This is a genomic window from Streptomyces sp. NPDC054975, assembly GCF_053609105.1.
Window position 1 is genome coordinate 45,302 of sequence record NZ_JBSGWV010000006.1, and the last position, 17,559, is coordinate 62,860.

The window sequence follows — 17,559 nt, forward strand, 5'->3', positions numbered from 1 at the left end:
TAGTGTGGATGCTCGCGTACACCACGCCTGGAGGTTTCTCGTGCCCTGGTCCGCCCTGCAGACCGCCGACGATCCGCAGAAGGTCCCCGTCACCCTCGACGAGGCCGCGGAGAAGGCGTCGAACGCCGCGGGCTGGGTGGAGCAGAACTGGTCCACCTGGCTGAACACCGGTCTGCGGATCCTGCTCATCCTCGTCGTCGCCCTGCTGCTGCGGATGGCGATCCGCCGTGCCCTGACGAAGCTGATAGAGCGGATGAACCGCTCCGCCCAGGCCGTGGAGGGCACCGCGCTCGGCGGGCTGCTGGTCAACGCGGAGCGGCGGCGGCAGCGCTCGGAGGCGATCGGGTCGGTGCTCCGCTCGGTGGCGTCGTTCGTGATCCTGGGCACGGCGGGGCTGATGATCCTCGGCGCGTTCCAGATCGACCTGGCGCCGCTGCTCGCCTCCGCCGGTGTCGCCGGTGTGGCGATCGGCTTCGGCGCGCGGAACCTGGTGACGGACTTCCTGTCGGGTGTCTTCATGATCCTTGAGGACCAGTACGGCGTCGGCGACTCGGTCGACGCGGGCGTGGCCTCCGGCGAGGTCATCGAGGTCGGTCTGCGGGTGACGAAGCTGCGCGGCGACAACGGCGAGATCTGGTACGTCCGCAACGGCGAGATCAAGCGGATCGGCAACCTCAGTCAGGGCTGGGCGACGGCGGCGGTCGACGTGACGGTCCGCCCGACGGAGGACCTGGACCGGGTGAAGTCGGTGATCGACGAGGCCACGGCGTCCATGGCGAAGGAAGAGCCGTGGAACGAGCGGCTGTGGGGTCCGGTGGAGATCCTCGGCCTCACCGAGGTGCTCCTCGACTCCATGACCGTGCGGGTCTCGGCGAAGACCATGCCCGGCAAGGCCCTGGGCGTCGAGCGCGAGCTGCGCTGGCGGATCAAGCGCGGCCTGGACGAGGCCGGTATCCGGATCGTCGGCGGTCTCCCGGCGCAGGCGGACGAGTCCGCGGCGGACCCGACGGCCGGCATGGCGGCCCCCTCGGCCTTCGCCTCGCCGACCTCCCCCCAGGGCGCGGCGGCGAGCCCGCTGCCGAGGCCGGACCTCAACAAGTAACGCACCGCGCGGACGGAGCCCCCGTAGGTAACGCTTTGGTTGCCTTCGGGGGCTTCGTGCGTTCGCGGGTATTGACGTTCATGTGACGGCCGCCCTACCGTCCTCCCACCGAATAGGAAACTTTCCTAACAGTGCAGAAGGCAGGTGCGGCGTCATGGCCGGAACGAGCCCGGGGACCCCCGGCACCCCGCGCGTGCTGCGGGCCATGAACGACCGTGCCGCCCTGGACCTCCTCCTGGAGCACGGCACGCTCTCCCGGACCCGGATCGGGAACCTCACCGGCCTCTCCAAGCCCACCGCCTCCCAGCTCCTCGCCCGGCTGGAGGCCGCCGGGCTGGTCGTCGCCACCGGCACGACCGCCGGCCGGCCGGGCCCCAGCGCCCAGCTGTACGCGATCAACGCGCGGGCCGCGTACGCGGCCGGGCTCGACGTGACCCCGCAGCGGATCCGGGCCGCCGTCGCGGACGTCACCGGCGAGGTCGTCGGCGCGTTCGAGCTCACCACCCCGGGGCGCGCGGCGGACGACGTCGTACGCCAGGTCACCACCGCCCTCGACGGCGCCGTCAAGGACGCCGGGATCACCCGGGCCGAGGTGCACCGCCTGGTCATCGGCACCCCCGGCGCCTTCGACCCGGCCACCGGCCGGCTCCGGTACGCCTCGCATCTGCCCGGCTGGCACTCCCCCACGCTCCTGACGGAGCTGGCGGCCGCGCTCCCGATGCCGTTCGAGTACGAGAACGACGTCAACCTGGTGGCCGTCGCCGAGCAGCGCCTGGGCGCCGCGCGGGACCACGAGAACTTCGTGCTGCTGTGGAACGAGGAGGGCCTCGGCGCCGCCCTCGTCCTCGGCGGACGGCTCCACCGCGGCTTCACCGGCGGCGCCGGCGAGGTCGGCTTCCTGCCCGTGCCCGGCACCCCGCTCGTACGGCAGGTCACCAAGGCGAACTCCGGCGGCTTCCAGGAGCTGGCCGGTGTCCAGGCCGTACCCCGGATCGCCCGGTCGCTCGGCATCGAGACCGCCGAGCAGCCCTACGTCCCCACCGCGGTCCGGCTGCTCAGCCACGCCGCCGGCCACCACCACGACGACCCCCGGTACGCGGCGCTGCTCGACCAGTACGCCGAGCGCCTCGCCACCGGTCTCGCCTCGCTCGTCGCCGTACTCGACCCCGAACTCGTCGTCCTCTCCGGCGATGCGATCGTCGCCGGCGGAGAGCCGCTGCGCGAGCGCGTCCAGTCCGAGCTGGCCGAGCTCGCCGCCTCCCGGCCGAGGCTCGTCCTGGGCGGCGTCGACCAGAGCCCCGTCCTGCGCGGGGCGCTGGAGAGCGCCCTCGCCACCACCCGCGACGAGGTCTTCGACACGTCCCGGTAGGGCCGCCCGCCTCCGGCGCCCCTGCCCCTCCGGCCACCCGAGAACCGCCAGCAGTCCGCCGTACCCCCGTCTCTCCGCCCCGTCCGCCACAGGGAGTCTCGTCATGCCCGCACGCACGCGCAGAGCCGCCGTCGCCCTCGCCGCCGCCGCCTCCGTCGCCCTTCTCGCCTCGGCCTGTACCGGCGCCGCGGACAACAAGGCGAGCGACGACCCGAACGCGAAGACAACGATCACCTTCTGGCACGGCTGGTCGGCGCCCTCCGAGGTCAAGGCGATCCAGGACAACGTCGCCCGCTTCGAGAAGGCCCACCCGAACATCACGGTGAAGGTCATCGGCAACATCAACGACGACAAGCTGAGCCAGGCCCTGCGCGCGGGCGGTTCGAACGGTCCCGACGTGGCCGCCTCGTTCACCACCTCCAACGTCGGCAAGTTCTGCCACTCGGGCGCGTTCGCGGACCTGAAGCCCTTCCTGGAGAAGGACAAGGTGGACCTGGACAAGACGTTCTCGAAGGTCCTGCAGGACTACACCCAGTTCGAGGGCAAGCGCTGCTCGCTGCCGCTGCTCTCCGACGCGTACGGGCTCTACTACAACAAGGACGCCTTCAAGGCGGCCGGCATCACCGCCCCGCCGAAGACCTGGTCGGAGTTCCGCGCCGTGGCGAAGAAGCTGACCAAGGAGAAGGGCGACAGCTACGAGCAGCTCGGCTTCATGCCGAACTACCTCGGCTACGAGACCGTCCCTTCGCACTACATGTCGCAGTGGGACCACACGTACTTCGACGAGAGCGGCAGGTCGAACTTCGCCAAGGACCCCGGTTTCGCCGAGATGCTGACGTACCAGAAGTCGCTGGTCGACAGCCTGGGCGGGTTCGCCAAGCTGGACAAGTACCGCACGACCTTCGGTGACGAGTGGGGCGCGAAGCACCCCTTCCACACCGGCCAGGTCGCCATGCAGCTGGACGGCGAGTGGCGGCTGAACTTCATCAAGGACGCCAAGGTCGACTTCGAGGTCGGCGTCGCGCCGCTGCCGGTCGCCGACGACGAGGTGGCCGAGTACGGCAAGGGCTACCTCTCCGGCACGATCATCGGCATCGCGCCGCAGAGCAAGAAGCAGAACGCGGCCTGGGAACTGATCAAGTACATGACCATGGACACCGAGGCCGTGGTGGAGTTCGCCAACGGCATCGGCAACGTCCCCTCCACCTTGGAGGCCCTGAAGTCGCCGAAGCTGAAGGCCGACGACAACTTCAAGGTCTTCCTGCAGATCGCCCAGCACCCCGAGTCCTCGACCTCCGACGGCGCGGTGAACGGCTCCACGTACCAGGACACCTTCCAGGACTTCGCCCAGAAGTACGAGAAGGGCCAGGTCAAGGACCTGAAGAAGGGCCTTGAGGACCTCGCCGCCCAGGTCGACCGCGACATCGCCCAGGCGAAGTAAGAGCAGGACCGGTACCTCATGTCCTCCGACACCCTCGACGGGCGTCAGGCGGCGCTGCGGTCGAAGCGCGTGCGCGGCGCGCTTCGCACCGCGGCGTTCATGTCGCCCTGGCTGATCGGCTTCAGCGTCTTCTTCGCGTACCCGCTCGTCTCGACCGTCTACTTCTCGCTGATGAAGTACGACGGGCTCAACCCGCCGACGTGGCGGGGCCTGGACAACTGGACGTACGTCTTCTCCGACCTGCCGAAGTTCTGGCCGGCGATGCAGAACACCCTCTGGCTGGCGGTCGTCATGGTCGCCTGCCGGGTGGTCTTCGGCCTCGGCATCGGCATGCTCATCACCAAGATCAAGCTGGGTGCCGGAGTCTTCCGTACGCTCTTCTACCTGCCGTATCTCGCCCCGCCGGTCGCCGCGACCCTGGCCTTCGTCTTCCTGCTCAACCCGGGCACGGGACCGGTCAACTCGCTTTTGGAGGCCGTCGGCATCCCCGCGCCCTCGTGGTTCAACGACACCGCGTGGGCCAAGCCGGCCCTGACCGTCCTCGCCGTGTGGGGCGTCGGGGACCTGATGGTCATCTTCATGGCGGCGCTGCTCGACGTGCCGAAGGAGCAGTACGAGGCGGCGGAGCTGGACGGGGCCTCGGCCTGGCAGCGCTTCCGCTACGTCACCCTTCCGAACATCTCGCCGATCGTGCTCTTCGCGGTCGTCACCGGGATCATCGGCGCGATGCAGTACTACACGCAGCCGATCGTGGCGGCGAAGGTGGCGTCCGGCGTGATGGGCGGCTCAGGACAGACCTTCGAGCCGGGTTACCCGGACGACTCGACGCTGACCCTGCCGCAGCTGGTCTACAACCTCGGCTTCGGCCGTTTCGACTACGGCGCGGCCTGCGTCGTGGCCCTCGTCCTGTTCGCCCTCTCCATGGCCTTCACCGCGCTGCTGATGCGCCGGCGGGGCGGCCTGATCGGCTCGGGTGACTGACCATGTCCTCCTCCGTATCCACTCTCGAACGTCCTGTGGGCGAGGCGCCCTCCGCCGGGGCCGCCGCGAGGACGGCCCGGCGCAAGGCGCTGCTGCACTGGATCGCCGTGCACTCCCTCGGGATCGCCGCGGCCCTGTTCTTCGTGCTGCCGTTCGTCTTCGTCTTCCTGACCTCGCTGATGAGCGACCAGCAGGCGCTGACCCGCGACCTCACGCCGGACACCTGGCACTGGGACAACTACGTCCGGGTCTTCCGCACACCGGGCTTCCTGGACTGGTGGAAGAACTCCCTGCTCTACGCCGGGCTCGGCACCGCGCTCGTGGTGGTGTCCTCGATCCCGGTGGCGTACGCGCTCGCCAAGTTCCGCTTCCGGGGCCGGCATCTGTCGCTGCTGCTCGTCATCTCGATGATGATGCTGCCGCCACAGGTGATCATCATTCCGATGTACCTGTTCTGGGCGAAGCAGATGGACCTCTCGGGCACCCTGTGGCCGCTGATCATCCCGATGGCGTTCGGTGACGCCTTCGCCATCTTCCTGCTGCGCCAGTTCCTGCTGACGATCCCCGACGAGTACATCGAGGCCGCGAGGCTGGACGGCTGCGGCGAGGTGCGCACCCTCCTCAAGGTCGTGCTCCCGATGGCGAGGCCCGGCATCGCCGCCGTGGCGCTGTTCCAGTTCTTCTACTGCTGGAACGACTACTTCGGACCGCAGATCTACACCTCGGAGAACCCGGCGGCCTACACGCTCAGTTACGGCCTGGAGTCCTTCAAGGGCGCGCACCACACCGACTGGAACCTGACCATGGCCGCGACCGTACTGGTCATGGCCCCCGTGATCCTCGTCTTCTTCTTCGCTCAGAAGGCATTCGTCGAGGGAGTCACACTGACCGGAGTGAAGGGCTAGCTGACGGACATGCTGCATTCGATCGGGGGCCAACCCCCGAACCCGCGGGCGTCAAGGATCGCTGTCGTGGGGGGCGGCTCCACCTACACCCCCGAACTGATCGACGGATTCGCGCGGTTGCGCGACACCCTGCCCCTCACCGAACTCGTCCTCGTCGACCCGGCGGCCGACCGCCTGGAGCTGGTCGGCGGGCTCGCCCGGCGGATCTTCGCCAAGCAGGGCCACGACGGGAAGATCGTCACCACCTCCGACCTCGACGCCGGGGTGGAGGGCGCGGACGCCGTCCTGCTCCAGCTGCGGGTCGGTGGCCAGGCAGCCCGGAACCAGGACGAGACCTGGCCGCTGGAGTGCGGCTGCGTCGGCCAGGAGACCACTGGTGCCGGCGGTCTCGCCAAGGCGCTGCGGACCGTGCCGGTGGTCCTGGACATCGCCGAGCGGGTCCGGCGCACCAACCCGGACGCCTGGATCATCGACTTCACCAACCCCGTCGGCATCGTCACGCGCGCGTTGCTCCAGGCCGGCCACAAGGCCGTGGGCCTGTGCAACGTGGCCATCGGCTTCCAGCGGAAGTTCGCGAAGCTGCTGGACGTGGCCCCGTCCGAGGTCCACCTCGACCACGTCGGGCTCAACCACCTGACGTGGGAGACCGGTGTCCGACTCGGCGGGCCGGAGGGCGAGAACGTGCTGCCGCGGCTGCTCGCCGCGCACGGGGACGCCATCGCCGAGGACCTGCACCTGCCGCCCTCGGTGCTGGACCGCCTCGGCGTCGTCCCCTCGTACTACCTGCGCTACTTCTACGCGCACGACGAGGTCGTACGGGAGCTGGGGACCAAGCCCTCGCGGGCGGCCGAGGTCGCGGCGATGGAGAAGGAGCTCCTGGAGATGTACGGCGACCCGGCGCTCGACGAGAAGCCGGCCCTGCTCGCCAAGCGCGGCGGCGCCTTCTACTCGGAGGCGGCCGTGGACCTGGCCGCATCGCTCCTCGGCGGCGGTGGATCTCCGTACCAGGTGGTGAACACGTACAACAACGGCACGCTGCCGTTCCTCGCCGACGACGCCGTCATCGAGGTGCAGGCGACGGTCGGGCCCGGCGGCCCGGTGCCGCTGCCCATCGCCCCGCTCGACCCGCTGTACGCCGGGCTGATCGCGAACGTGACGGCCTACGAGGACCTGGCCCTGGAGGCTGCCCTGCGCGGCGGCCGGGACCGGGTGTTCAAGGCGCTGCTCGCGCACCCGCTGGTCGGGCAGCACGCGTACGCCGACGGGCTCACCGACCGGCTGATCGCGCACAACCGGGAGCACCTGGCGTGGGCGTGAACCTCGGCGGAGTGCTCCTGGCGATCGACGCGGGCAACAGCAAGACGGACGTGGCGGTCGTGCGGGGCGACGGGACCGTGCTCGGCACGGCGCGTGGCGGCGGGTTCCAGCCGCCCGTGGTCGGCGTCGAAGCGGCCCTGGACGCGGTCGCGGAAATCGTCGGGCGGGCCTGGGAGTCGGCCGCCGAGGGTGGCCTCCCGATGGAGTTCGCGCACGTCTCCGCCTGCCTCGCCAACGCCGACCTCCCGGTGGAGGAGGCGGAGTTGACCGCCGCCCTGGAGGCGAGGGGGTGGAGCCGCTCGGTACGGGTGTACAACGACACCTTCGCCATCCTGCGCGCCGGGCTCGACGAGCCGCGCGGGGTCGCCGTGGTCTGCGGCGCGGGCATCAACTGCGTCGGCATGCTGCCGGACGGACGGACCGCCCGGTTCCCCGCGATCGGGAAGATCTCCGGTGACTGGGGCGGCGGCGGCGGACTCGCGGAGGAGGCGCTCTGGTTCGCGGCCCGCGCCGAGGACGGCCGGGGTGAGCCGACCGCGCTCGCGCGGACACTGCCCGCGCACTTCGGGCTGCCGACCATGTACGCGCTGATCGAGGCGCTGCACCGGGGGACCATCCCCTACGAGCGGCGGCACGAACTGACGCCCGTGCTGTTCCGTACGAGCGCGGAGGGCGACGCCGTCGCCCGCTCGCTGGTGCACCGGCTTGCCGAGGAGGTCACGGCGATGTCGACAGTCGCGCTCGGCCGGCTCGGACTGCTCGACGAGGAGGCTCCGGTGATGCTCGGCGGCAGCGTGCTGGCCGCGCGCCACCCCGAGTTGGACAACCGGATCGCGGAACTCCTCGCGGCCAAGGCGCCGAAGGCCGTGATCGGGGTGGTCACGTCCCCGCCGGTGCTCGGTGCGGCACTCCTCGCCCTGGACGCGGTGGCGGCCGGGCCGGAGGCCGCGGCACGGCTGCGAGGCCACTACGCCTGACGTCCCACAGGCGTGGTGACACCGGGGCGCCCTCTCGCGGGGGCGCCCCGGTCGTCGTTCACCCGTTCGGGGTGGGTTCGCGGGGGAACCGATCACGGCCGAAAAGCGTATTCATGGCAGGGGATTCGCCCACGGGGGTGGTGCGCGATGGGGAACGATAGGAACAAGATCCAGTCAATCCTGGTGTGCGGGTGGCGTCTCTGAGGCCATACTGCTGGCCGGGAACGTCGGACCGAGGGGGAGGCCACGTTGACGTCGACACTGCCGCCGCACGCGCCCGCCACCTCGGAGCCCGAGGGCCGGGGGGCCTGGGACGAGGCCAGGGCGGTGCTGCGCCGCGCCGCCACGACCGAGCCGGGCCGGCTCCAGATCCTCGGGGCCGTCCTGGCCCTGTTGGTCGTCGCGTTCGGGGCCGTCACCGCCTACGAGGTGTCCGACCGGGCCTCCTCCGCCGACGACGTGGTGAGCCGCAGCCAGCCGCTGAGCGCCGACGCCGCGGCCATCTACCGCTCGCTCGCCGACGCCGACACGGCCGCCTCCAGCGGCTTCCTCTCCAAGGAGCGGGACCCCGCCGACCTCCAGAGGCGGTACCGCGACGACATCGGCACCGCGTCCCGTCTGCTGGTGAAGGCGGCGGCGAGCACCGACGGCTCGGCGGAGTCGGCCCGCGAGATCACCACCCTCAGCGAGCAGCTCCCCCGCTACACCGGCCTGATCGAGCGGGCCCGCGCCGCCAACCGGCAGGGCCTGCCGCTCGGCGGCGCCTATCTGCGGTACGCGAACCAGCAGATGACCACGCAGCTGCTCCCGGCCGCCGAGCGGCTCTACGAGGCGGAGACCGCGCGGCTCGCCCAGGACGACGAGGACGCCCGCGGCTGGCCGTTCCTCTCGCTGGCCCTCGGGATCGCCGCCCTCGCCGTCCTGGTCTGGGCCCAGCGCCGTACGTACGCGCGGACGAACCGGGTCTTCAACCACGGGCTGCTGGCCGCGACGGCCGCCTCCGCCGTGGTGCTGCTCTGGCTGGCGGCGGCGCACACCGTCGCCCGCGCCGAGCTGAACGACGCCCGCGCGCACGGGCAGAGCTCGCTCCAGGTCCTCAACACCGCCCGGATCAGCTCCCTGAAGGCGCGGGCCAACGAGAACCTGACGCTGGTCGCACGGGGCGCGGTCCTCACCGACGACGGCAAGAACGACAAGTACGAAACCGACTACGCCGGCAGCATGAAGGCGCTGACGGACTCACTCGCCCAGGCGCGTGAGCTGGCCGACGACGACGCCGGGCGCGATCCGCTGAGCGAGGCCGCCGAGCGTACGGCCGAGTGGCAGACGCGGCACAAGGCCGCTCGGGAGAAGGACAACGCGGGCGACTACGAAGGCGCGCGCACCGGCGTCGTCGGACCGGACGACGCCGGCACCACACCGGACGAGTCGACGGGGAAGTCCTTCGACCAGGTCGACGCGGCCCTGAAGAAGGCCCTGGACCACGAGCAGCGCGAGTTCACGCAGGCCGCCGAGGGCGGCAGGGGCGCGCTGACGGCCCTCCCGTTGGGCGCGGGCGCACTCGCGGTCCTGGGCGCGGCGGGCGCGATCATGGGCATCAACCGCAGGCTGTCGGAGTACCGGTGAGAGGGGGCGGGATGCGGAAGGGCGTCGACGGCGCGAGGAAGCGCGGACCGGCCGGGCTCCTGGGCGGCCGCCGCCCGCTGGCGCGCCTGCGCGGCTGGGGCGGGGTGGCCGCGATGGCGGTGGCCTGCGGGCTGACGGCCTCGCTGACCCTGCTGCCGCTCGTCGACGGGGTGAGCGGACCGGCGGCGGCGCCCGCGGTGACCGGCCCGGGTGTCGGCACGGGCGTCCAGGTCAAGGCGGACACCTGCCAGAACCCGGAGGCCTCGCTCACTCCCGACACCCAGGACGGCCCGTCGGTCCAGGCGATCAAGGCGCGCGGCAAGCTCGTCGTCGGCGTCGACCAGAACAGCTACAACTGGGGGTACTTCAACCCCGAGAGCAGGCAGCTGGAAGGGTTCGACATCGCGCTGGCCAAGGCGATCGCCAAGGATCTGCTGGGCAGCGAGGACGCGATCATCTACCGCACGATCCCGACCAACCAGCGGATCGCGGCCCTGGACTCCGGCAAGGTCGATCTCGTCGTCCGCACGATGACGATCAACTGCAAGCGGATCCAGCAGGTGGCCTTCTCCACCGCCTACTTCCAGGCGGGCCAGCAGGTCCTGGCGCCCAAGGACGACGACTCGATCACCGGGTACGACTCCTCCCTCGCCGGGAAGCGGGTCTGCACGGCGGAGGGCTCCACCGCGTACGAGGCCCTGGAGAGCAACTCCTTCGGCGCCACGTTCAAGGACGAGGGCGACGGCACCAAGGAGGACAGGGACCAGTTCACCGTCCCGAACCAGCTGGACTGCCTCGCCCGGCTCCAGATGGGCGAGGTCGACGCCGTCGTCACGGACAACGCGCTGGCGGCCGGCCAGGCCGCCCAGGACCCGGCCGTCGAACTCAAGGGCAAGCCGTTCACCACCGAGTTCTACGGAGTCGCCGCCAAGCTCGGCAACGACGACCTGGTCCGCCGGGTCAACCAGGTCCTCGTCGAGTACCGCAAGGGCGCCTGGCAGGCGGCGTACGACGCGTGGCTGAAGGCGGACCTGCCCGGGATATCCGGGCCGCCCGCACCCCTGTACAAGTAGAGCGAGAGGTGATCGATGGGCGTCGCGGGCACCCCCGGGCCGGTGATGGACCGGGACGAGGTGGACCGTGCGCTGGGGCGGCTCGGCGCGGAGCACAAGGCGATCGAGGACTCGCTGCTTGCGCTCCAGGACCACGCGGGCCGCAGGCTGCTCGAAGGCGCCGAGCTGACCGGGGTCACCCGGGACCGCTGGGAGTCCACCGAGCGCACGATCACGCTGCTCTGGACGTACTTCGAGGCGTACACCAGCGCCCTGCGCGACGCCCGTGAGCTGCGGGCGCGGCGGCGCTGGGCCAGCCGCGACGACCTGGTGGAGCTGACCGAGCGGCTGCGCGGCGAGAGCGTGCTCGTCGCGGGCGGCGCGCAGCAGCCCGCCGGGCAGGGCGCGACCGGTCCCGCCAGGCTCTCCGAGCGGTTCACGCTGGAGGCGCTGGTCGACCGTATGAACGAGCTGTACGCGTCCTCGCTCGACATGGTCGTGACGGCCGACGCCGTCTGGTCCGCGCTGCCCGCGCGGATAGACCTCCTCGCCGCCGAGCTCGGGCGGACGCGGTCGCTCGCGCACTCGGTCGGGGTCAGGCCGGGTGAGCATCCGGCGGGTGACGAGCTGGAGGCGATCACGGCCGAGCTGACCGCGCTGCGGTCCCAGGTCGTCACCGACCCGCTGGCGTTCTGGCGGCCCGCCGCCGGGAGTTCGGCGCCGGGCGGAGGACGGCCGGACACCGAGCGGTACGACCGGGCGGCGCGCGCCCTGGAGGACATCCGGCGGGAGATCGAGGCGGTCCTGGCGGTCCGGCAGGACTCCGAGGAGCGGCTGCTGCGGCTGCGGGACGTCCTCTCGCGTGCCGACCGGACGCTCGCCGAGGCGCGGGTGGCGCGCGGCGAGGTGCTCGCCAAGATCGCCGCCTCCGAGGTGCCCGCCGTGAGCGGCCCGCCGACGGTCCTGCAGGAGCGTCTGGTGACGGCCGCCGAGTACCGCAGGCACGCGCAGTGGCACCGGCTCTCGCCGCTTCTGGACTCCCTGGAGCAGGAGGCGGAGGACGAACTGCAGCGCGCCCGCGCGTCCTTGACCGCCGTCACCGCGCCGCTCGCGGTCCGCGCCGAGCTGCGCGGCCGGCTCGACGCGTACAAGGCGAAGGTGGCCCGGCTCGGCGCGGCCGAGGACCCGCTGCTGATCGAGCGGTACGACGCGGCGCGCCGGATGCTGTGGAGCGCGCCCTGTGACCTGCGGGTCGCCGAGCAGGCGGTGCTGCGCTACCAGCAGGCGGCGGCCGAGGTGCTGTCCGGCCCGAGAGATGCCCGAGGGAGTCAGTGGTGAGCGGGGAGTCCGTCGTGAGCGGGGAGGCCGTGGTGGGCAGCTGTCAGCGTCCCTCCTGCGAGGGTTCGTACGAGGACATGGGCGGCGGCGAGCTGTACTGCGGCACCTGCGGGCTCGCTCCCGTCGTCACGCCCGGCGGTCTGCTGCAGTCCACGCCGACCGGGGTGGCGGTGGCGGGCAAGGGCGGGTCGGGGACCGGTTCGACGGGCTCCGGTTCGTCGCGCTCCGGTTCGGGCGCCTCGTCCCGGTCCTCCTCGCGCTCCTCGCGTTCCTCGACCTCGCGCCGTTCGGTCTCCGGCCGTCTGTCGCGCTCGCTGTCGGGCGGGACCAGCGGCCGTTCGGTGTCGGTGCGCAGCTCCGGCTCGTCGGCGGCGCAGTCCGGTCGGAACCGGCTGGGCGCGGGCTTGGTGGCGATCCCGGAGGTGCCGCGCCCCGACCCGCGCGCGGCGGTGATGGAGAAGCCCGAGGTACCCGAGCGGAAGCGATTCTGCTCGCGCTCGGACTGCGGCGCCCCGGTGGGCCGTTCGCGCGGTGACCGGCCGGGCCGTACGGAAGGGTTCTGCACCAAGTGCGGCCACCCGTACTCCTTCGTGCCCAAGCTGCGCGGCGGGGACATCGTGCACGGGCAGTACGAGGTCGCGGGCTGTCTCGCGCACGGCGGCCTCGGCTGGATCTACCTCGCCGTCGACCGGGCGGTCTCGGACCGCTGGGTGGTCCTCAAGGGCCTCCTCGACACCGGCGACCAGGACGCGATGGCGGCGGCGATCTCGGAGCGGCGCTTCCTCGCCGAGATCGAGCACTCCAACATCGTCCGGATCTACAACTTCGTCGAGCACCTCGACGCCCGCACCGGCTCCCTCGACGGCTACATCGTCATGGAGTACGTCGGCGGCAAGTCGCTCAAGGAGATCGCCAACGACCGCCGGAGTCCGGACGGCCGGCGCGATCCGCTGCCGGTGGAGCAGGCCTGCGCGTACGGGATCGAGGCCCTGGAGGCGCTCGGTCACCTGCACAGCCGGAACCTGCTGTACTGCGACTTCAAGGTCGACAACGCGATCCAGACCGAGGACCAGCTCAAGCTGATCGACATGGGCGCCGTCCGGCGGATGGACGACGACGAGTCCGCGATCTACGGCACGGTGGGGTACCAGGCGCCCGAGGTGGCCGAGGTCGGCCCGTCGGTGGCGAGCGACCTGTACACGGTGGCGCGCACGCTCGCCGTGCTGACCTTCGACTTCCAGGGCTACACGAACGTCTTCGTCGACTCGCTGCCCGACCCGGAGAACATCGAGGTCCTGCGGACGTACGAGTCCTTCTACCGTTTCCTGGTCCGCGCGACGGACCCCGACCCGGCCCGCCGGTTCGCCTCCGCGCAGGAGATGGCGGAGCAGCTGACGGGCGTCCTGCGCGAGGTCGTCGCCCTCCAGACGGGCCGCCCGCGCCCGGCGCTGTCGACGCTGTTCGGGATGGAACTGCGGGTCACGGACACGGTGTTGTTCACGGAGCTGACGGGGGACGTCTCGGCCCTGGGGGCGCGGGAGACACGTCGGGGACGGCGCGCGGCCGCTCCGCCCGCCGGGCAGGGCGGGTCGGTCGCTCTGCCCCCGCAGAGAGTCGGCGGGGCCGCCGGTGGGGCGGTTCCGGTACCGGTTTCCGCGCCGGGCGGTGGCGTGCCCGCTTCCGCGCCGGGCGGTGGCGTGCCGTCTTCCGCGCCGGGCGGGGTTGTTCCGATTCCTCCGCAGGGCGGGGTCGTACCCGTACCGGACGGGCCCTTCCTCGCGCCGCTCGACGGGCCGGCCGCCGCGCTCGCCCTGCCCGTGCCGCGCGTGGACCCGGGGGATCCCAACGCGGGCTTCCTCGCCGGTCTGATGGCCTCCGCGCCGGCCGAGCTGATCAGCGCCCTGCACACCGCGCCCGCGCCCTCCGTGGAGCTGCGGCTGCGCGAGCTGCGGGCCCGCCTGGAGATGGCCGACCTGGGCGCCGCCGGCCTGGCGCTGACCACGCTGGAAGAGCGGTACCCGGACGACTGGCGGGTCGTCTGGTACCGGGGCGTGACCTCGCTGGTGACCGGCGACCACGAGAACGCGGCGCTGTCGTTCGACGCTGTCTACGACGCGTTCCCCGGTGAGCCCGCGCCCAAGCTGGCCCTCGGCATCTGCGCCGAGGTCCTCGGCCAGCTGGACAACGCGGCCGAGTACTACCGCCTGGTGTGGGCGACCGACCCGAGCCATGTGAGCGCCGCGTTCGGGCTCGCCCGGGTCCGGCTCGCGGCCGGCGACCGTACCGGAGCCGTACGCACCCTGGAGTCCGTACCGGAGGCATCCATCCACTACACCGCCGCCCGGGTCGCGGCCGTACGGGCGCGGCTGCGCCGGCGGGCGGCGCACGAGGCGCTCGGCGCGGACCTGACGGCGGCCGCCGCGCAGGTCTCCGCGCTGCAGGACCTCGGTCTGGACGCGGTGCGCCGGGAACGGCTGTCGACGGAGGTCCTCGGCTCGGCGCTGGACTGGGTACTCTCCGGTAGTCCCGGAGCGGCTCCGGCCGGAGCGCGGCTGCTCGGCAGCGAACTGGACGAGCGCGGGCTGCGCTTCGGCCTCGAACGCTCGTACCGGGTGCTCGCCCGGCTCGCGCAGCGGGGCGAGGAGAGGATCGAACTGGTGGAGCGGGCCAACCGTTTCCGCCCCCGGACGTGGGTGTGAGGATGTCCCAGTTGCCCCAGCATGAACTCTCCGGCTGCCCGGGCTGCGCGGAGCCGGTGGAGACGAACGACCGGTTCTGCGGGGCGTGCGGGTACGACCTCTCGGCCGTACCGGCGGCGGCCCCGGAGCCGGACCGTCCGACCATCGCCGTCGGTACGCCCGTGAACTGGCCCGAGCCACCGGTACGTGACCCGAACTCCCTCTCCACGGCGACCCAGCACCCGGGCGACCTCCCGGGCACCGACTCGGGCGGCCGCGACCTGCCGACGGTGCCGGTCCGCACGGACGGCCTGCCCGATGCCACCGCTGCCGGACAGCAGGCAGCCGAAGGGGACTTCACGCTCGCCGCGCCCGACCCCCGGGCCGCCACCGTCCCCCAGGCCACCACCCCGCCCGCCGGGACCAAGCTGTGCGTCGCCTGCCGGTCCGGCGCCGTCGACCCCGACGGGTACTGCGAGAACTGCGGGCACGCCCAGCCGCGCGAGCGCGACCACATGGAGGAGGAGCTCTCCTCGGTCGCGGCCGTCAGTGACCGGGGCCTGCGCCACCACCGCAACGAGGACGCGTTCGCGGTCTCGGCCACCGCCCTGCCCGACGGCTCCCCCGCCACCCTGGCGATCGTCTGTGACGGCGTCTCCTCGGCGACCCGCCCCGACGAGGCCTCGGCCGCCGCCGCGGCGGCGGCCGGGCAGTCGCTGCTCACCGCACTGCCGCGCGGCACGCACCCGCAGCAGGCCATGCACGAGGCGATCGTCGCCGCGGCCGAGGCCGTCAACTCCCTGGCCGAGGAGCCCGGCCAGGACGGCGCCGACCACGACCCGCACCGCCACCAGAACGCGCCGGCCTGCACCATCGTCGGCGCGGTCGTCGCCGACGGACTGCTGATCGTCGGCTGGGTCGGCGACAGCCGGGCCTACTGGGTGCCGGACGACCGCACCTCGCCGCCCGCGCGGCTCACCCAGGACGACTCCTGGGCCGCCCAGATGGTCGCGGCGGGCCTGATGAACGAGGCGGAGGCGTACGCCGACGAGCGCGCCCACGCCATCACCGGCTGGCTCGGCGCCGACGCGTACGAACTGGAGCCGCACACCGCCGCGTTCAAGCCCGACCGCCCCGGGGTGGTCGTGGTCTGCACCGACGGGCTCTGGAACTACGCCGAGGCCGCCGACGAGATGGCCCGCGTCGTGCCGGCGGACGCCGCCGGGCGGCCCCTGCACGGCGCCCAGGTGCTGGTCGGCCACGCCTTGGACGGCGGGGGCCACGACAACGTAACAGTGGCGCTGCTGCCGTTCGCCCTCTTTCCGCAAGGGGCAGGATCGGCCTGAGCGGCCGCCACCCCCTGTCCGTCTCACGCTTGTCTGTCGAGGAGCCTCAACCCATGGCGAACTTCTCCAAGTCGAACGTGCCGCAGTTCTCGGTGGACGTGTACCAGAACGAGTTCCTGCCCGAGGGCGGCCGGGAGGTCAACGCCATCGTCACGGTCACCTCGACCGGCGGTGGCACGAGCGGCGGCACGGCCCTGAGCGCTTCCGCCGCCGGTGGCGACGCGGCTGTGGTGATCATGGTCGACTGCTCCGGTTCCATGGACTACCCGCCGACCAAGATGCGCGGCGCCCGGGACGCGACGGCCGCCGCCATCGACGCCCTGCGCGACGGCACGTCATTCGCGGTCGTCGCGGGCACGCACGTGGCGAACGAGGTCTACCCCGGCAACGGCCGGCTCGCCGTCGCCGGGCCCGCCACGCGCGGCCAGGCGAAGGACGCCCTGCGCCGGCTGAGCGCGGGCGGCGGTACGGCGATCGGCACCTGGCTGCGCCTCGCGGACCGGCTGCTCGGCTCGGCCGAGGTGGCGATCCGGCACGGCATCCTGCTCACCGACGGCCGCAACGAACACGAGTCGCCCGAGGACCTGCGGGCCGCGCTCGACGCGTGCGCGGGCCGGTTCACCTGTGACGCGCGTGGGGTCGGTACGGACTGGGAGGTCAAGGAGGTCACCGCAATCGCGTCCGCACTGCTCGGCACGGCCGACATCGTGGCCGATCCCCAGGGCCTCGCCGCGGACTTCACCGCGATGATGGAGAACGCCATGGGCAAGGAGGTCGCGGACGTCGCGCTCCGCCTGTGGACCCCGGTCGGGGTGGAGATCGGATTTGTGAAGCAGGTCGCGCCGACGGTCGAGGAACTGACCTCGCGCCGCACGGAGGCGGGGCCGCGCGCCGGTGACTACCCGACCGGATCGTGGGGCGACGAGTCCCGCGACTACCACGTCTGCGTGCGGGTCCCGCAGGCCGGGATCGGGCAGGAGATGCTCGCCGCCCGGGTCTCGCTGATGGTCCCCGATCCGCTCGGCGGCACCCCGAGGACGCTCGGCCAGGGGCTCGTACGGGCCGTGTGGACGGACGACATGGCGATGTCCACGTCGATCAATCCGCAGGTCGCGCACTACACGGGGCAGGCCGAGTTGGCGCAGGTCATCCAGCAGGGACTGGACGCCCGCAAGTCCGGCGACCATGACGGGGCGACGGCCAAGCTGGGGCGCGCGGTGCAGTTGGCGGCCGCCTCCGGCAACGAGGGCACGGCGAAACTGCTTTCGAAGGTGGTCGACGTCGTCGACGCGGCGACCGGTACTGTGCGTTTGAAGGCGAAGGTCGCGGAAGCGGACGAGATGACTCTCGAAACCCGCTCCACCAAGACGGTTCGCGTCAAGAAGTAGCCCGGCCAGGGGCCGGACGACGAGAGGGGGAAGCACCGA

At 72.1% G+C, this 17,559-nt stretch carries 13 protein-coding genes; all 13 read left to right on the forward strand.

Annotated elements, in window-relative coordinates:
- The first annotated feature begins 40 nt into the window (after window positions 1-40).
- The 13 genes from ACWF79_RS09605 (at window position 41) to ACWF79_RS09665 (ending at window position 17,520) form a co-directional block, all read left to right on the forward strand.
- Window positions 41-1,102, forward strand: a complete 1,062-nt coding sequence (locus ACWF79_RS09605; protein WP_453727498.1) for a mechanosensitive ion channel family protein — start codon at window positions 41-43, stop codon at window positions 1,100-1,102.
- Window positions 1,103-1,256: 154 nt separating this feature from the next.
- Window positions 1,257-2,471 (forward strand): ROK family transcriptional regulator, encoded by a 1,215-nt coding sequence (locus tag ACWF79_RS09610; RefSeq protein ID WP_453727499.1) that lies wholly within the window; start codon window positions 1,257-1,259, stop codon window positions 2,469-2,471.
- Window positions 2,472-2,574: 103 nt separating this feature from the next.
- The gene (locus ACWF79_RS09615; protein ID WP_453727500.1) at window positions 2,575-3,912 is read left to right on the forward strand and encodes an ABC transporter substrate-binding protein; all 1,338 of its coding nucleotides are present in this window, start codon (window positions 2,575-2,577) and stop codon (window positions 3,910-3,912) included.
- A gap of 18 nt (window positions 3,913-3,930) precedes the next feature.
- On the forward strand, window positions 3,931-4,893 hold the full coding sequence (locus ACWF79_RS09620) for a carbohydrate ABC transporter permease (protein ID WP_453727501.1): 963 nt from the start codon (window positions 3,931-3,933) through the stop codon (window positions 4,891-4,893).
- Window positions 4,894-4,895: 2 nt separating this feature from the next.
- On the forward strand, window positions 4,896-5,798 hold the full coding sequence (locus tag ACWF79_RS09625) for a carbohydrate ABC transporter permease (protein WP_453727502.1): 903 nt from the start codon (window positions 4,896-4,898) through the stop codon (window positions 5,796-5,798).
- Between the two features lie 9 nt (window positions 5,799-5,807).
- Entirely contained in the window at window positions 5,808-7,115 is a 1,308-nt protein-coding gene (locus tag ACWF79_RS09630) for a 6-phospho-beta-glucosidase (RefSeq protein WP_453727503.1), read from the forward strand.
- Window positions 7,106-8,092: an N-acetylglucosamine kinase gene (locus ACWF79_RS09635; RefSeq protein ID WP_453727504.1), complete on the forward strand. Its 987-nt coding sequence runs from the start codon at window positions 7,106-7,108 to the stop codon at window positions 8,090-8,092. Before ACWF79_RS09630 ends, ACWF79_RS09635 begins: the two co-directional genes overlap by 10 nt.
- A gap of 261 nt (window positions 8,093-8,353) precedes the next feature.
- Complete coding sequence (locus ACWF79_RS09640; RefSeq protein WP_453727636.1) at window positions 8,354-9,718, forward strand: hypothetical protein; 1,365 nt, start codon at window positions 8,354-8,356, stop codon at window positions 9,716-9,718.
- Between the two features lie 11 nt (window positions 9,719-9,729).
- Window positions 9,730-10,791 carry a glutamate ABC transporter substrate-binding protein gene (locus ACWF79_RS09645; protein WP_453727505.1) on the forward strand — a complete coding sequence of 354 codons (1,062 nt, stop codon included), beginning with the start codon at window positions 9,730-9,732 and terminating at the stop codon, window positions 10,789-10,791.
- 15 nt (window positions 10,792-10,806) lie between these two features.
- Window positions 10,807-12,108 carry a hypothetical protein gene (locus tag ACWF79_RS09650; protein ID WP_453727506.1) on the forward strand — a complete coding sequence of 434 codons (1,302 nt, stop codon included), beginning with the start codon at window positions 10,807-10,809 and terminating at the stop codon, window positions 12,106-12,108.
- A 29-nt stretch (window positions 12,109-12,137) separates the two neighbouring features.
- On the forward strand, window positions 12,138-14,807 hold the full coding sequence (locus ACWF79_RS09655) for a tetratricopeptide repeat protein (RefSeq protein WP_453727637.1): 2,670 nt from the start codon (window positions 12,138-12,140) through the stop codon (window positions 14,805-14,807).
- A 2-nt stretch (window positions 14,808-14,809) separates the two neighbouring features.
- Window positions 14,810-16,132, forward strand: a complete 1,323-nt coding sequence (locus ACWF79_RS09660; RefSeq protein ID WP_453727507.1) for a PP2C family protein-serine/threonine phosphatase — start codon at window positions 14,810-14,812, stop codon at window positions 16,130-16,132.
- Window positions 16,133-16,185: 53 nt separating this feature from the next.
- The gene (locus ACWF79_RS09665) at window positions 16,186-17,520 is read left to right on the forward strand and encodes a vWA domain-containing protein (RefSeq protein ID WP_453727508.1); all 1,335 of its coding nucleotides are present in this window, start codon (window positions 16,186-16,188) and stop codon (window positions 17,518-17,520) included.
- Window positions 17,521-17,559 lie beyond the last annotated feature (39 nt).

Bases quoted from the DNA above. Each gene is read 5' to 3' on its own strand.
- ACWF79_RS09610 (WP_453727499.1), top strand. From the start codon at position 1,257: ATGGCCGGAACGAGCCCGGGGACCCCCGGCACCCCGCGCGTGCTGCGG.
- ACWF79_RS09615 (WP_453727500.1), top strand. From the start codon at position 2,575: ATGCCCGCACGCACGCGCAGAGCCGCCGTCGCCCTCGCCGCCGCCGCC.
- ACWF79_RS09620 (WP_453727501.1), top strand. From the start codon at position 3,931: ATGTCCTCCGACACCCTCGACGGGCGTCAGGCGGCGCTGCGGTCGAAG.
- ACWF79_RS09625 (WP_453727502.1), top strand. From the start codon at position 4,896: ATGTCCTCCTCCGTATCCACTCTCGAACGTCCTGTGGGCGAGGCGCCC.
- ACWF79_RS09630 (WP_453727503.1), top strand. From the start codon at position 5,808: ATGCTGCATTCGATCGGGGGCCAACCCCCGAACCCGCGGGCGTCAAGG.
- ACWF79_RS09645 (WP_453727505.1), top strand. From the start codon at position 9,730: ATGCGGAAGGGCGTCGACGGCGCGAGGAAGCGCGGACCGGCCGGGCTC.
- ACWF79_RS09650 (WP_453727506.1), top strand. From the start codon at position 10,807: ATGGGCGTCGCGGGCACCCCCGGGCCGGTGATGGACCGGGACGAGGTG.
- ACWF79_RS09660 (WP_453727507.1), top strand. From the start codon at position 14,810: ATGTCCCAGTTGCCCCAGCATGAACTCTCCGGCTGCCCGGGCTGCGCG.
- ACWF79_RS09665 (WP_453727508.1), top strand. From the start codon at position 16,186: ATGGCGAACTTCTCCAAGTCGAACGTGCCGCAGTTCTCGGTGGACGTG.